We start from the raw sequence: 13,854 nt of genomic DNA, 5'->3' as shown, positions 1-13,854 counted from the left end.
GTGAGGGTGGTCATAACGGGTGGACGCTGGCCGGTCACCGGCTGCTAGCCTCGGCGGCAGGTCATGAGTGCCAGCGTCAAGCCCCGGCTCGCTGGCCGGCAACCCTCCACCGCGCAGGGGTGCCCCGGGTGAGGACCAGGCATCGGTGCAACCACCGGTGCAAGCGTGGCCTGGGTTCCCAGGTCATCACGACCTTGAGGAGAACCATGTCGTACCGCGATCGACCTGTGGCCCGCCCGGGCCTGACCCGGCGGCGGCACGTCGACATGATGCGGGTCTGTAGCGCCGCGTGTAGCTGACCGCGTCGCCGCCGGTCACCGGAACCCCTGCCGGTTCGGTTGACCGCCCCTTCCCCGCTCTGCCATCGATCCCATCCCAGCGGTCCGCCCTGCGGCGGACCGTCGGTGCGGCACGTCCGTGCCCGCCGCAGCTCAACCAGGAGACACCTGTGCGATTCCTTCCTGCCCTGACCCGGGCCGCCGCCGTCGGCGTCGCCGCGATCCTCGGCGCGACCACCCTGACCGCCTGCGGCTCGGATTCCGCCGGCAGTGCTGCCGACAACCCGTACAACCTGGTGCAGCCGGGGGTGCTGCGGGCCGGCACGCTCACCGACGCACCGCCGAACGTGTACCTCAAGGACGGCACGTTCACCGGCTTCGACAACGACCTGCTGGTCGCCGCCGCCGACAAGCTCGGTCTCAAGGTCGAGTTCGTCGGCACCGACTTCTCGGCCCTGCTCGCCCAGGTCGGCAACCGCAAGTTCGACATCGGCAGCTCCTCGATCACCATCACCGAGGCGCGCAAGAAGACAGTGGACTTCGGCAACGGGTACGACTTCGGCTACTTCGGGCTCGACGTGCCCGCCGGGTCACCGCTGACCAGCTTCGACCAGTTGCCCGGCAAGCGGGTGGTGGTCGTGCAGGGCACCGTCCAGGACGACTACGCCACGAACAAGGGTCTGGACCCGGTGCGGGTGCCCGACTACAACGGCGCGATCAACCAGCTCAAGGCCGGTACCGCGGACGCGTGGATCGCTCCCGCCGAGATCGGTGAGAAGACCGCCGCGGACAGCGGCGGCAAGATCACGGTGGCGGCGAAGGAACTCAGCCCGGCACCCACCGCGTACGCCTTCGCCAAGGGCAACGACGCGCTGCGCGAGGCGCTGAACAAGGCCCTCGACGAGGTGATCGCCGACGGCACCTGGACCCGCCTGCAGGAGCAGTACTACCCGGGCCGGCCCATCCCGGCCGACTTCACCCCGGGCAGCGGTGACGTGTCGGCCCCGGCCGCCTCCTGACCGTAGGACGACGAGCGAGCAGGGCGGAGGTTGACCTGTGGATCCGTTGCGCACCCTGTGGGAGACGTTCTTCGACGGGGAGTCGATGCGTGAGGCGCTACCCGAGATGCTCACCGTCGGGTTGCCCAACACGCTGATCCTGGCGGTCACCGCCGCCCTGCTCGGCTCGGCGATGGGCATCGTGCTGGCGGTGGCGGGCATCTCGCGTACCCGCTGGCTGCGGTGGCCGGCGCGGGTCTACACCGACATCTTCCGGGGACTGCCGGCAGCGGCGACGATCCTGCTGATCGGGGTCGGGCTGGCCCCGCTGGGCATGCAGGTGTGGGGTCCCAACCCGTACCCGCTGGGGATCCTGGCGCTGTCCCTGATCGCCTCGGCGTACCTCGGGGAGATCTTCCGATCGGGCATCCAGTCGGTGGAGGCCACCCAGTTGGAGGCGGCCCGTGCGCTGGGCTTCTCCTGGCGTGAGGCGATGCGGCGGGTGATCATCCCGCAGGGCATCCGGCGGATCCTGCCGGCCTGGGTGAACCAGCTGATCGCCCTGATCAAGGATTCCAGCCTGGTCTACTTCCTCGGCCTGCTCGCCAGCCAGCGCGAGCTGTTCCGGATCGGGCAGGACTACGCGGCGAACACCGGAAACCAGTCGGCGCTGCTGCTGGCCGGGCTGTTCTACCTGGCGCTGACGGTGCCACTGACCCACGTCGTCAACTGGATCGACAAGCGGCTGCGACACGGCCGGCCGGCGACCGGACCGGCCGACGACCCCGACGACCTGGACCTGGCGCTGCCCGGCGCCGCCGGAGGCAACCAACGATGAACACCTCGGTCAGCCTGAGCCTGCGCGACGTGCACCTGGCCTTCGGGCGTCACCAGGTGCTGCGCGGAGTGGACCTGGACGTGACGAGCGGCGGCACCACGTGCGTGATCGGCCCGTCCGGGTCGGGCAAGTCCACCCTGCTGCGCACCGTCAACCGGCTCCTCGAACCGGACCGGGGTGACGTGCTGCTGGACGGCCGCAGCGTGCTGCGCGACGACCCGGATGCCCTGCGGCAGCGCATCGGCATGGTGTTCCAGCAGTTCAACCTCTTCCCGCACATGAGCGTGCTGCGCAACATCACCCTGCCGCTGCGCCGGATCCGCAAACTCGGCGAGGACGAGGCGGTGGACCAGGCCCGGGCCGAACTCGACCGGGTCGGCCTGGCCGCCAAGGCCGACGCCCGGCCGGCGCACCTGTCCGGCGGGCAGCAGCAGCGGGTGGCCATCGCCCGGGCGCTGGCCATGCAGCCGCAGGTGATGCTCTTCGACGAGGCCACCTCGGCACTGGACCCCGAACTGGTCAAGGGGGTGCTGGCGCTGATGGCGGAGTTGTCCACCCAGGGCATGACGATGGTGGTGGTGACCCACGAGATGGGCTTCGCCCGTCAGGTCGCCGACACCGTCGCCTTCATGGACGCCGGTGTGGTGCTGGAGGCCGGCGAGCCGGCCGCCGTCTTCGAGTCACCACAGCATCCCCGACTACGCCGTTTCCTCTCGCAGGTGCTGTAGCTGGACCATCCCACGCCCGTCGGTTACCCGACGTGACCGCGTCGTATGCAGGACGCAACACTGCCGACGTCCCGAGTCGCGCTCCTACCATCAGGACCTCTCCCATCACTGTCCAAAGGAGACGGTCATGCAGCCGAACCAGACGCCCCGGCACACGGTCATCGACGGCGAGAAGTGGAGCTACGAACAACCCGGGGTGAAGGGCGGCGGCCAGGCGACCTGGGCGATCGGCAACTCGCTCGACGTCCTGATCCGGGACAATCACGTCGACTACATCGTCCGGGCGCCCGACATGTACGCGCTGACCCTGCCCAACCCGAAGGCCGGGGTGAAGGGCAACGTGATGATCAGTGGTCTCACCGTGGTCCGTCGGCAACCCGGAGGGGGTATCGAGCAGGAGACAGCGACCTGGCAGGAGCCCCGGGAGAACACCATCGAGCCGATGACGATGGAGGGCCTGTCCGGCACCGCCCACTCGGAGTTCCAGTTCTTTCTCGGCTGGACCGAGGCGGCCCTGGCCAACCTCGTCCTGGACAGCACCCTCACCGTCATCTTCGAGGCGCACCAGACAAACACGCCGTGCGCCTCCTGCCAGAAACTGATCGGCATGCACCTGCTCAACATCGAGGAGCGGACCGGCAAGTCCGCGCTGTTCCGGGGACGCGCCCGGCAGCTCTACGAATCCGCGCCCGGCTGTCTCGGCACCGCCCTGCACCAGGTCACACTCGGCACCAGGCAGCTCGACGGGCAGGGGCCGGCACACGTCAAGGACATCATCGGCCTGCATCTGACCCTGTGATCAGCGGCGTACGGGCAGCTGACCGCATGGGCCCTCGCGTTCATCGAGGATGAGCGAGGGCCCGACCAACTCAGGTGGGGGTGTCGCGGCGGCGGAAGGTGGTGAGGCCGAGCGCGAGCAGCGCGGCAGCGACCGCGGTGAGCAGCACCAGGGGCAGGACCGTGACGTCGACGGCGGGCACCGACGGCACATGGGTGTACGGCGAGAGGTTCAGTGCCGCCTGTGGCAGGTCCAGCGCGGCGCCCAACTGGCCGAGCAGCAGGAACACGATGAGCACCGCCCAGCTCAACGCGACCGACAGACGCGGCAGCGCCCCGAACAGGGCGGTCACCACCCCGGCGACGACAAGCAGGGCCGGCAGCCGCAGCAGCGCCGCCCCGGTCAGCTCGACGGTCCAACCGGCCGGGTCGCCGGCGGCCAGCCCGTAACCGAGACCGGTGGTGGCCCCGGCCAGCAGCATCAACGCCAACGCGCCGAGCACGGCACCGGCCACCTGCGTGCTCAACCACCGGGTGCGGCTGACCGCGGTGGCGAGCAACGGTTCGAGGATGCCGTCGGACTCGTCGCCGCGTACCCGCAGCAGGGCCTGCACCACGTACGCCCCGATGGTCAGGGCGAACAGGCCGAGCATCGCGGCCAGGAAGGCGTCGAGCAGTTCGTCTCCGCCACCGAGTTGGGCGATCGCCTCGGCGGCTGCCGGGTTGTCGGCGATCATGTCGTCCACCTCGTTGCCGGCCAGTCCCATGGCGAGGCCGAGCACCGCCACCGCGACCGCCCAGCCGGCCAGCGCGCCCCGGTGCAGCCGCCAGGTCAGTCCGGCCGGGCTGAGCAGGCCGGCGGCGGCCCGGGCCGGCCCGCGTCGCGCGGCGAGCAGGCCGGCACCGACGTCGCGGCGTTCGGCGAGCGCGTACGCCCCGGCGACCCCGACGACGAGCAGCGCGACCGGCAGCCCGAGCACCCACCACCGTTCGTCGCCGAAGGCACGGACCTGGGTGCCCCAGCCCATCGGCGACAGCCAGGTGGGCCAGGCGCTCTCCAGGCGTACCCCGTCGGCGGCGCGTTCACCGAGCACGTCACCCGCGGCCCGGAGCAGGAACGCCACGCCGACGGCGGCGGCGGCGAGCGCGTTGGCGCCCCGGGAGGTCACCGAGAGCTGGGCGGTGACGGCGGCCACGCCGGTGAAGGCGAGACCGACTCCGGTGATCGCGGCGGCGGCGGCCACCGAGCCGGCGGCCGGTAGCCCGGCACCGACGAGGACGAGCGCGAGCAGCGCCCCGGCCAGCACGTTGGCACCGACCACGACGACCAGGGCAGCGGTGAGCAGCGCGTACCTGCCGATGGCGGCGGCACCGAGCAGTTCGGCCCGGCCGGTCTCCTCGTTCTGCCGGGTGTGCCGGACCACGGCGAAGGTGCTGAGCAGCGCGGCGAGCACGGCCAGGGTGAGGTATGTCTCGGTGACCACCACGGCACCGAGATCGGTGCTGGCGACCGGGCCGTTGAAGGCGCGGGCCACGACACTTGTGTTGGCCACCTCGGCGTACCCGATGCGGTTCTGCTCCTCCGGGTAGAGGCTGGCCACGCTCTCGGCGAGGGCGTAGCCGATGAGCGGGCTGCCGAGCGTCCAGATGGCCAGCCGGACCCGGTCGCGACGCAGGGCGAGCCGGGCGAGCCGGGTGGTGCCGGTGAAGGCGCTCATCGGGTGCCTCCGATCGCCGTTGGCTGGTCGGCGTCGATGGCGTCGCCGTAGTGCCGCAGGAACAGTTCCTCCAGGGTGGGCGGTGTGCTGGTCAGCGCGCGGACCTCGAAGCGGACCAGGTGGGCCAGGAGCGTGTCGAGGTGTTCGGGTTCGACCTCCAGCCGGACGCGACCGTCGACGGGGCGGACCTCGTGCACCCCGGGCAGCTCCGTCAGTCCGGTCACCGGGCGTCCGGTCTCGACGGTGACCGTGGTGCGGGCCAGGTGGCGCAGCTCGGACAGGGTGCCGGATTCGACGATCCGGCCCTCCCGGATGATGCTGACCCGGTCGCAGAGCGCCTCGACCTCGGCCAGCACGTGGCTGGAGAGCAGGACACTCGCGCCGGCCTCGGTGAGCTGGCGGACCTCCTCCTGGAACACCGCCTCCATCAGCGGGTCGAGCCCGGAGGTGGGCTCGTCGAGCACGTACAGCTCGACGTCGGAGGCGAAGGCGGCGACGATGGCGACCTTCTGCCGGTTGCCCTTCGAGTAGGTGCGGCACTTCTTCGTCGGATCCAGGTCGAAACGTCGCAGCAGCTCGTCGCGACGACGCCGGTCCAGCCCGCCGCGCAGCGCACCGAACAGGTCGATCGCCTCTCCGCCGGAGAGGTTGGGCCAGAGGTTGACGTCGCCCGGCACGTACGCCAGTCGCCGGTGCAACGCGACCGCGTCGCGCCACGGGTCGCCGTCGAGGATGCGAACCTGCCCGGAGTCACGGCGCAGCAGGCCGAGCAGGATCCGGATGGTTGTCGACTTGCCCGAGCCGTTGGGTCCGAGGAAGCCGTGCACCTCCCCCGGCTCCACCCTCAGGTCGAGCCCGTCCAGCGCGCGTACGCCGCCGAAGGTCTTGACGAGGTTCTCGATGGCGATCACGGACATGTTTGCCTCCCGCCGTACCGGTGTCTACCGAACCAACTGCACTGACCGATGGTAAGGGATGGAGGCGAGCCGTACCGTCCGGCGGTCAGGACCGCTTACGCTGGGGTCCATGACCTGGGAGAAGTCGGACGACACCCGCAGCCGGATCCTGCGCGCCGCGTTGGACCTCTTCTCCGAACAGGGCTACCAACGCACCTCGTTACGGCAGATCGCCGAACGGTTGCGGCTGACCAAGGCCGCCATCCTCTACCACTTCCCCAGCAAGTCGCACCTGCTCACCGCACTTGCCGAACCCCTGGTCCGCGACCTGGAGACACTGCTGGACGAGGCCGGGGCACTGCCCGGCCGGCAGGCGAGATGGGCGCTGCTGGAGGGTTGGGTGGACACCATGCTGGCGCACCGTGGCCCGCTCGGCATGCTCTTCCACGACCTCGCCCTCGTCGACCGGGGCAGCACCTACTACCGGCTGGTGCAGATCGCCATGCGGGCCAACGAGATCGTCGCCGGGCCGGACGCCGGACGCCGGGACCGGGTCCGGGCGGTCCAGGCCATCGCCATGTGCAGCGACCCGGTGGTGTTCATGCTCGAGGTGCCCGCGTCGGTACTGCGGGAAGACATGCTCGACGGCGCCTGCCGACTACTGGGCGAGACGCCACCCGGCGATCAGCAGACGGCCCCCGGGGCGCCGCCGGCGACGCAGCGGCCGACGCGCCCTCCGGCGCCGCCGGACGCGACCGGGTGGGCCGGCGACGCCCGGGACGACCCCGGTCGATGAGTCCGGACCAGGTGCGGGCCGCCCGGCGGATGCATCTGGCGGGCACCCACTCAGCCGATGAGATCGCCGCCGAGTTCGGCGTCTCGCGCGCCACCGTCTACCGCCACCTCGATCCGGACGACGATAATGAGACGGTTTTGAGGTAGTTTCGAGACAGCTACCGGTTGGTCAGCGCACCAGACCGATCCCGGCGTACGTGCGTTCGTGGGCCGGGAACTCCTCGTCGGTGTGTGGCGCGTAGATCCAGGTACGCAGCGAGTTGGCCGCCGTGTCGATCTCCACCAGCCGCACCGGGTTGGTCCGGCGGGAGTGGAACGTCTGCAGGAACGAGTAGATCCGGTTGCCGTGCACGCCGGTGTCCACCCGGGACGCGGCCGTGCCGGTGTGGCCGGAGAAGACGAACCTGACGTTCGGGTACCGCGCCACCAGGTTGTCGAAGACGTACTGCGGGCTCGTGGAACCGTAGCTGGACACCTGACCGATCGTGGCGTCGCTCTCCAGGTAGTGGTGGGTCACGATCACCACGTTGTGCCGGGGATGGGCGGCCACGACGGACTGCGCCCAGGCGACGGCGGCCCGGCGCGGCCACAGCTCCAGGCTGAGCACCAGCCACCGCACCCCTCCGGCGGTGTAGGTGGCGTAGGCGTTGTCCACCTTGCCAGCCTCGAACTGGCCACGCACCGCCCCGAACCGCCCGGCGGTGAAGTACCTGTTGAACACCGTCGTGTCGCGCAGCAACCGCCCGGCGGGGCTGCGTAGTTCCCCGTCCGGTCCGGCGGCCTGGGTGTCATGGTTGCCGACGGCGAGGGTGTACGGGATGCCCGCCGTCTCCAGTGGCCGCAGGGCGGTTCGGGCACGCTCGTACTGCACGTGGTCGGGGGTGTCGTAGTTGACCACGTCACCGGAGTGCGTGACGAAACGCAGGTCGAGACCGGCACGGTGGGCGACCAGCCAGTCGACGCGCTGCCGCAGCCGGGCGTCGCCGGCCGTCAGCACCTCCTCCTGGGTGTCCGGGACCACCGCGAAGGTGAAGCTCGGGTCCGCGGCCGGGGGCGGCTGGGTGCGTACGTACGCCAGGTGCGCGTTGCGGTCGCACGCCTCCGTGTACCTGTCGTTGACCAGCTCGATCCGCACGTCGTACCGGCCCTGCGGCAGGTGCGCGCCGACCGGGTAACTCCCGTAGTTGGTGGCGCTGGTCACGGTGACCTCACCGGCCAGGTCCCCGTCCACAGTGACCCGCAGGGTCGGCCAGCCGTCACAGTGGTCGCCTATCGCGCCGACGACCAGCTGGCCGGCGCCCTGCACGGGAATGGTGGCGTAACTGGCGTTGTGCCACAGCGTGGCATGGGTGCCCGACGACGGCCGCGGCGTGCCCGTCGCCGGCTGGATCGATCCGTTGACCACTGTGAACGGTGACGCCGCGTGGGCCGTGCCGGCCAGTACACCGGCCGACAACACGACCACGACCACCATGAGTGCGCGCGCGACCCGCATGGTTGCCCTCCCTGTGCACACCGCCGGCGGCTGCCGGACATCGGGATGCTAAGGCCTACCGACCGGACATTCCGGCACCAGGACATGGACACGCAGTGACGTTAACCTCGACGAAACGTGATCGGCGGGTCGGTGGTGCCGTCAACCGACGTCGACCCAGTCCAGCGTGCGCTGCACCGCCTTCTGCCACCCGGCGTAACCGGCCGCCCGCTGCTCCGGTGACCAGGACGGCTGCCAACGCCTGCTCTCGTTCCAGTTGTCCCGCAGTTCCTCGGTGTCCTGCCAGAACCCGACCGCCAGGCCGGCGGCGTAGGCCGCGCCGAGCGCTGTGGTCTCGGCGACCACCGGCCGACTGACCGGTACGCCGAGGATGTCCGCCTGCAACTGCATGCAGAGGTCGTTGACGGTGACCCCGCCGTCGACCTTGAGGCACTCCAGCGCGACGCCCGAGTCCTGCGCCATCGCCTCGGCCACGTCGCGGCTCTGGTAGCAGATGGCCTCCAGGGTCGCCCGGGCGATGTGTCCGTCGGTGTTGTAGCGGGACAGGCCGACGATCGCGCCCCGGGCGTCGGATCGCCAGTACGGGGCGAACAGGCCGGAGAAGGCGGGTACGAAGTAGACCCCGCCGTTGTCGTCGACCTGACGGGCGAGGTCCTCGCTCTGGGCGGCGCTGCTGATGATCTTCAACTGGTCACGGAGCCACTGCACCGCCGAGCCGGTGACGGCGATGGAGCCTTCGAGCGCGTAGACCGGCGGCTGCCCGGCGAACTGGTAGCACACGGTGGTGAGCAGCCCTGCCTCGGAGCGGACGATCTCCGCTCCGGTGTTCAGCAGCATGAAGTTGCCCGTACCGTAGGTGTTCTTCGCCTCGCCCGGGGCGAAGCAGACCTGACCGACGGTGGCCGCCTGCTGATCGCCCAGGTCCCCGGTGATCGGGACCGAGCCGGCGAACGGGCCGTTGGGCAGCGTGACGCCGTAGGCGTCCGGGTCGGAGGACGGGACGATCCGCGGCAGCATGGCTCGGGGGATGGCGAAGAAGGACAGCAACTCGTCGTCCCAGTCCAGGGTCTCCAGGTTCATCAGCATGGTCCGGCTGGCGTTCGTCGGGTCGGTGACGTGCGCGCCGCCGTCGGTGCCGCCGGTGAGGTGCCACAGCAGCCAGGTGTCGGTGGTGCCGAAGATCGCCTCACCGCGTTCGGCGGCTGCCCGCACCCCGTCGACGTTCTCCAGGATCCACTGGATCTTGCCGCCGGAGAAGTAGGTCGCCGGCGGCAGGCCGGCCTTGCGTCGGATGACCTCACCGCGCCCGTCACGCTCCAGCGCCGAGGCGATCCGATCGGTCCGGGTGTCCTGCCAGACGATGGCGTTGTAGTACGGCCGGCCGGTGCGCCGGTTCCACACCACAGTCGTCTCCCGCTGGTTGGTGATGCCGAGCGCGGCCAGGTCACCGGCGGCCAGGCTGTGCGTGTTCAGCGCCGTCCGGACGACCGTCTGGGTGCGTTCCCAGATCTCCAGCGGGTTGTGCTCGACCCAGCCGGCGCGCGGCAGGATCTGCTGGTGTTCGAGCTGGTGGCGGCCGACCTCGTTGCCACCGTGGTCGAAGATCATGAACCGGGTGCTGGTGGTGCCCTGGTCCACCGCGCCGACGAAGTCAGCCATGCGGTTCTCCTTGTCGTGGTCCTCGCTGCCTACGGCCTCGGGGTGGATCCTTCCCGATGTCCGCGCCGCTGACCACGGACGCCTGCGGCGCCGACCAGGTGGGCCTGCGCACCAGGCGGCCCCGGGTCGACCGGCGGATGCCCGGTACCGTCGGGCAGACCACCACTGGGTCGCCGCTGACGGCGACCGGGACCAGGAGCACAGATGCGGTTTGAGCTACGCGACCGGACCGTCCTGATCACCGGAGCGGCGCGGGGTATCGGCGCCCAACTGGCCCGGGCCGCCGCCGCCCGGGGCGCCCGAGTCGCCCTGGCCGGCCTGGAACCGACACTGTTGCGGCAGCTCGCGGCCGAGTTGGGCGGGCACTGGTACGAGTGCGACGTCACCGACCAGGCGGGGGTCGACGACGCCGTCGCCTCCACCGTGCAACGGTACGGCGGCATCGACGTGGTGGTGGCCAACGCCGGCATCGCCAACCTCGGCACCGTCTCGTCCGGCCCGGTCGACGCCCTGGCCCGCACCATCGAGGTGAACCTGACAGGCGTGGTCCGCACGGTCAGCGCGGCGTTGCCGCACCTGCTCGCCGCCCGGGGCCACGTCCTGATCGTGTCGTCGGCGGCGGCCTTCGCCGCCATGCCCGGGATGGCCGCGTACTGCGCGTCGAAGGCGGGTGTCGAACAGTTCGGCAACGTGCTGCGGCTGGAGAACCGCCGGCGCGGACTGACCGTGGGCACCGCACACCCCATCTGGATCGACACCGACATGGTGCGCGACATCCGCGACGACCTCGCCTCCTTCCACGCCGCGCAGCGCCGGCTGCCCTGGCCGCTGAACAGCGTGGTGAGCGTCGAGCGGTGCGCCGAGGCGATGCTGCGCGGCATCGAAGGTCGCCGTCGCAAGGTGTACGTGCCACGGTCCATCGCCCTGGTCCAGGCCCTGCGACCGGTGGTGCTCAGTGGGTTCGCCGACCGGCTGATCGACAGGTTCGGCGGCGGGGAGCTGGTCGAGCAGATGGAGGCGGAGGTACGCCGCCTGGGCCGGTCCTTCGGGCGGACCTCGGTGGAAGCGGGCGAATAGCGCCCCGGATGGTTGCTCTTCGGCAAAGGTCGCGGATGTCCGTGGACGACGTACTCTGCCTGCATGAACAACCTCGGCCCGCCGGACGCCCGGGATCCCGGCGATCCGTCCCTCCGCGGCGGCGAGACGATAGCGCTACTGTCCGAGTCGTTCACCGCACAGACAGTGACGGCGCTGCGACACCTGCTCACCGCGCGGGTGGCCGCCACCGGTCTCACCGGCGACGTCGCCGAGGATCTCGTGCTGGCCGTGCACGAACTGGTCACCAACGCCGTGCTGCACGGCGGGGGACGCGGCCGACTCGACCTGTTCCGGCAGGCTGACCTGCTCATCTGCGAGGTCACCGACCACGGTCAGGAACGCGGCGGTGACCTGCCGGTGCACCTGCCGGCCACCACCACCCCGGGTGGCCGGGGACTCTGGCTCGCCCATCACCTGACCGGGGCGTTGACGCTGACCCGCCGGCCCGACGGGCTGACCGCGACCGTCACCGCCAGCCTGCCTCCCGAACCGTCCGGGGCACCCGAGGTGACCACGGACCGGCCGCCATCTCCGTAAGGCCGGCGGCCGGTACCGCGGTCAGCGGTCAGCGGTTCTGCTTCTGCTGGCAGGGCACGCAGAAGCGAGCGTGCGGCAGGATCTCCAGGCGCTCCCGGGGGATCTCCGTTCCGCACTTCTCGCAGCTGCCGTAGCCGCCAGCGGTGAGGCGGCGCAGCGCCCCGGAGATCTGGTCGAGGCTCTGCCGGGTGGCGGCGATCAACGCGGCGTTCGTGTGCGCCTGCGCCGGATCGCCGGTGTCGGCCGTCAGCTGGGTCAGCCGAGCCGTCTGCGCCTGGAACTCGTGGTTCAACGTCAGCTCCAGGTTGGTGAGCCACTGCTTGTCGTGGGTGTCTGTCCGGTCGCTCATGTCGGTTCCTTCCGGGAAAAAGAAAAAGGGCCGAAGCTGTGCGCTTCGCCCTTGGCCGTCACCTTGTCTGTGAACGGTCTCCGGAGGGCTCCGACCGGCGGGACGCGGCTGGCCGTGGCCGGACCGCGCCGGGATACGACGCGCCGCGCCCTGCGCACGCAGCACGGCCGGCGCCGCCGCCCTGACGGCGGCGACGCGGTCGAGCAGCACGGCGGGTCGCATCGAACCACCATAGGCGGCGGCTGGCCGGAAACCAATGCTGATCTCCGCCGCACGGGCGGCACGGGTCGGGTGTCGGCGGCGAGGACTTTGACGCCGGCCCGGAACGGGTAGACCGGGGCATGACCGACGTTCTCGTGGTCGGGGCCGGGTTCTCCGGCCTCGCCGCCGCACTCCGCCTCGCCCGGGCCGGCGTACGGGTGCGGGTGCTGGAGGCCCGTGACCGGGTCGGTGGCCGGGCGTTGACCCGGTGGCTCGACGACGGTACGCAGCTCGATCTGGGCGCGCAGTGGATCGGCCCCGGCCAGGACCGGGTGCACGCCCTGGTGCGCAGGTACGCGCTGGAGACGTTCCCGTCCGCCTCGGTCGGCGCACCGGCGGTGATGTGGGACGGGGTACGGCGGGACGCGGCGCCGGACGTCGCGTCCCGCGTCGTCGACCTGCTCGACGGGTACGCCGAGCGGCTGGACCCGGCCGCACCCTGGACGGCCCCCGACGCGGCCCGATGGGACGCCACCACCCTGGGCGACTGGCTGGCGGGCACCGCCCCGGATGCGGTGACGGCCCGTTACCTCGACCGGTTGCTCGCCGGTGGTCTGCTCGCCACCTCCGCGAACCAGGTGTCAGTGCTCCAGATGGCCTGCTATCTGCGTAGCGGCGGTGGGGCCAGGTCGTTGCTGGGCATGGCCGGTGGTGCGCAGCAGGACCGGATCGTCGGCGGACCGGCGGCGGTGGCCGAGGCGATGGCCGCCGGGCTCGGCCCGGGTGTGGTGCGGTTGTCCACCCCGGTGGACGCGATCGGGCAGAAGGACGGATCGGTGGTGGTCCGGGCCGAGGCGGAGCGCTTCGAGGCCGCCGCGGTGGTGGTCGCGGTGCCACCGGCCCTGGCCGGCCGTATCCGGTACGCCCCCGCGCTGCCCGCGCTGCGGGACGGGCTGACCCAGCGGATGCCGATGGGGTCGGCGATCAAGACGCACGCCATCTACCCGGCACCGTTCTGGCGGGCCGACGGCTGGTCGGGGGTCGCCACCTGCTCCGACGGACCGATCACGGAGACCGTCGACAACGGCACGCCGACCTCCGCACGCGGGGTGCTGACCATGTTCTGCTACGGGCCGGCGGCCAACGCGCTGCGGGGCATGGCACCACCGGCACGCACGGCGACGCTGCTCGACGCCCTGGCCGCGATCGCCGGGCCGGCCGCTCGGCAGGTCGAGGAGGTCGTCGACCACGACTGGTCGGCCGACCCGTGGACCCGTGGCTGCTTCGGCGGCGCGCTGGCCCCCGGCGCCTGGCAGGAGTACGGGCCGTCGTTGCGCACGCCGGTGGGCCGGATCCACTGGGCGGGCACGGAGACCGCGACCCGATGGACCGGCTATCTCGACGGGGCGATCGAGGCGGGCGAGCGCGCCGCCGCCGAGGTGTTGTCCCGGCTACCCGCCACGTCGCCCGCGTACCGGTGAACCAAC

14 protein-coding genes and 1 riboswitch are annotated in these 13,854 nt (G+C 71.3%); of the genes, 9 read left to right on the top strand and 5 right to left on the bottom strand.

The features are described 5' to 3' along the window. Nucleotides 1–59 precede the first annotated feature (59 nt). Nucleotides 60–172, top strand: a riboswitch (SAM riboswitch). Between the two features lie 276 nt (nucleotides 173–448). From CLT74_RS05830 to CLT74_RS05815, 4 genes are all read left to right on the top strand, one after another. Continuing rightward, on the top strand, nucleotides 449–1,297 hold the full coding sequence (locus tag CLT74_RS05830) for an ABC transporter substrate-binding protein (RefSeq protein ID WP_099845627.1): 849 nt from the start codon (nucleotides 449–451) through the stop codon (nucleotides 1,295–1,297). A 37-nt stretch (nucleotides 1,298–1,334) separates the two neighbouring features. After that, the gene (locus CLT74_RS05825) at nucleotides 1,335–2,114 is read left to right on the top strand and encodes an amino acid ABC transporter permease (RefSeq protein ID WP_099845626.1); all 780 of its coding nucleotides are present in this window, start codon (nucleotides 1,335–1,337) and stop codon (nucleotides 2,112–2,114) included. Next, complete coding sequence (locus tag CLT74_RS05820; protein WP_099845625.1) at nucleotides 2,111–2,842, top strand: amino acid ABC transporter ATP-binding protein; 732 nt, start codon at nucleotides 2,111–2,113, stop codon at nucleotides 2,840–2,842. Before CLT74_RS05825 ends, CLT74_RS05820 begins: the two co-directional genes overlap by 4 nt. A 127-nt stretch (nucleotides 2,843–2,969) precedes the next feature. Next, nucleotides 2,970–3,641, top strand: a complete 672-nt coding sequence (locus tag CLT74_RS05815) for a hypothetical protein (RefSeq protein WP_099845624.1) — start codon at nucleotides 2,970–2,972, stop codon at nucleotides 3,639–3,641. A gap of 70 nt (nucleotides 3,642–3,711) precedes the next feature. Here the strand turns inward: CLT74_RS05815 and CLT74_RS05810 are convergent, their stop codons facing one another. Next, nucleotides 3,712–5,337 carry an anibiotic ABC transporter gene (locus tag CLT74_RS05810; protein ID WP_099845623.1) on the bottom strand — a complete coding sequence of 542 codons (1,626 nt, stop codon included), beginning with the start codon at nucleotides 5,335–5,337 and terminating at the stop codon, nucleotides 3,712–3,714. Further along, complete coding sequence (locus CLT74_RS05805; RefSeq protein ID WP_099845622.1) at nucleotides 5,334–6,254, bottom strand: ABC transporter ATP-binding protein; 921 nt, start codon at nucleotides 6,252–6,254, stop codon at nucleotides 5,334–5,336. The genes CLT74_RS05810 and CLT74_RS05805 overlap by 4 nt, the downstream gene beginning before the upstream one ends. A gap of 109 nt (nucleotides 6,255–6,363) precedes the next feature. Between CLT74_RS05805 and CLT74_RS05800 the strand changes: the two genes are divergently transcribed. Together CLT74_RS05800 and CLT74_RS05795 are read left to right on the top strand one after the other, a co-directional pair. Beyond that, on the top strand, nucleotides 6,364–7,029 hold the full coding sequence (locus CLT74_RS05800) for a TetR/AcrR family transcriptional regulator (protein WP_158240215.1): 666 nt from the start codon (nucleotides 6,364–6,366) through the stop codon (nucleotides 7,027–7,029). Beyond that, nucleotides 7,026–7,175, top strand: a complete 150-nt coding sequence (locus tag CLT74_RS05795) for a helix-turn-helix domain-containing protein (protein WP_099845620.1) — start codon at nucleotides 7,026–7,028, stop codon at nucleotides 7,173–7,175. Before CLT74_RS05800 ends, CLT74_RS05795 begins: the two co-directional genes overlap by 4 nt. 22 nt (nucleotides 7,176–7,197) lie before the next feature. On the opposite strand, the gene CLT74_RS05790 is transcribed toward CLT74_RS05795, so the two are convergent. Together CLT74_RS05790 and glpK are read right to left on the bottom strand one after the other, a co-directional pair. Then, entirely contained in the window at nucleotides 7,198–8,523 is a 1,326-nt protein-coding gene (locus CLT74_RS05790) for a metallophosphoesterase (RefSeq protein ID WP_099845619.1), read from the bottom strand. Between the two features lie 141 nt (nucleotides 8,524–8,664). Then, nucleotides 8,665–10,182, bottom strand: a complete 1,518-nt coding sequence (gene glpK / locus CLT74_RS05785; RefSeq protein ID WP_099845618.1) for a glycerol kinase GlpK — start codon at nucleotides 10,180–10,182, stop codon at nucleotides 8,665–8,667. Between the two features lie 204 nt (nucleotides 10,183–10,386). Here glpK and CLT74_RS05780 point away from each other — a divergent pair, with 204 nt between their 5' ends. Together CLT74_RS05780 and CLT74_RS05775 are read left to right on the top strand one after the other, a co-directional pair. Beyond that, nucleotides 10,387–11,259 (top strand): SDR family oxidoreductase, encoded by an 873-nt coding sequence (locus CLT74_RS05780; protein ID WP_099845617.1) that lies wholly within the window; start codon nucleotides 10,387–10,389, stop codon nucleotides 11,257–11,259. Between the two features lie 63 nt (nucleotides 11,260–11,322). Then, nucleotides 11,323–11,817 carry an ATP-binding protein gene (locus CLT74_RS05775; protein WP_099845616.1) on the top strand — a complete coding sequence of 165 codons (495 nt, stop codon included), beginning with the start codon at nucleotides 11,323–11,325 and terminating at the stop codon, nucleotides 11,815–11,817. Nucleotides 11,818–11,845: 28 nt separating this feature from the next. On the opposite strand, the gene CLT74_RS05770 is transcribed toward CLT74_RS05775, so the two are convergent. Continuing rightward, nucleotides 11,846–12,166, bottom strand: coding sequence for a TraR/DksA family transcriptional regulator (locus CLT74_RS05770; RefSeq protein ID WP_099845615.1), 321 nt, complete (start codon nucleotides 12,164–12,166; stop codon nucleotides 11,846–11,848). A 341-nt stretch (nucleotides 12,167–12,507) separates the two neighbouring features. Between CLT74_RS05770 and CLT74_RS05765 the strand changes: the two genes are divergently transcribed. Next, on the top strand, nucleotides 12,508–13,848 hold the full coding sequence (locus tag CLT74_RS05765; RefSeq protein WP_099845614.1) for an FAD-dependent oxidoreductase: 1,341 nt from the start codon (nucleotides 12,508–12,510) through the stop codon (nucleotides 13,846–13,848). The last annotated feature ends 6 nt before the right edge of the window (nucleotides 13,849–13,854 follow it).

This window comes from Verrucosispora sp. CNZ293 (genome assembly GCF_002754655.1).
Note: the sequence above shows the minus strand (reverse complement) of the source record. Positions and strands in the feature narration are given on the sequence as shown.

Excerpts from the sequence above, each read along its gene's own strand:
- CLT74_RS05820 (WP_099845625.1), top strand. The coding sequence starts at position 2,111 with ATGAACACCTCGGTCAGCCTGAGCCTGCGCGACGTGCACCTGGCCTTC.
- CLT74_RS05815 (WP_099845624.1), top strand. The coding sequence starts at position 2,970 with ATGCAGCCGAACCAGACGCCCCGGCACACGGTCATCGACGGCGAGAAG.
- CLT74_RS05810 (WP_099845623.1), bottom strand. The coding sequence starts at position 5,337 with ATGAGCGCCTTCACCGGCACCACCCGGCTCGCCCGGCTCGCCCTGCGT.
- CLT74_RS05805 (WP_099845622.1), bottom strand. The coding sequence starts at position 6,254 with ATGTCCGTGATCGCCATCGAGAACCTCGTCAAGACCTTCGGCGGCGTA.
- CLT74_RS05800 (WP_158240215.1), top strand. The coding sequence starts at position 6,364 with ATGACCTGGGAGAAGTCGGACGACACCCGCAGCCGGATCCTGCGCGCC.
- CLT74_RS05795 (WP_099845620.1), top strand. The coding sequence starts at position 7,026 with ATGAGTCCGGACCAGGTGCGGGCCGCCCGGCGGATGCATCTGGCGGGC.
- CLT74_RS05790 (WP_099845619.1), bottom strand. The coding sequence starts at position 8,523 with ATGCGGGTCGCGCGCGCACTCATGGTGGTCGTGGTCGTGTTGTCGGCC.
- glpK (WP_099845618.1), bottom strand. The coding sequence starts at position 10,182 with ATGGCTGACTTCGTCGGCGCGGTGGACCAGGGCACCACCAGCACCCGG.
- CLT74_RS05780 (WP_099845617.1), top strand. The coding sequence starts at position 10,387 with ATGCGGTTTGAGCTACGCGACCGGACCGTCCTGATCACCGGAGCGGCG.
- CLT74_RS05775 (WP_099845616.1), top strand. The coding sequence starts at position 11,323 with ATGAACAACCTCGGCCCGCCGGACGCCCGGGATCCCGGCGATCCGTCC.
- CLT74_RS05770 (WP_099845615.1), bottom strand. The coding sequence starts at position 12,166 with ATGAGCGACCGGACAGACACCCACGACAAGCAGTGGCTCACCAACCTG.
- CLT74_RS05765 (WP_099845614.1), top strand. The coding sequence starts at position 12,508 with ATGACCGACGTTCTCGTGGTCGGGGCCGGGTTCTCCGGCCTCGCCGCC.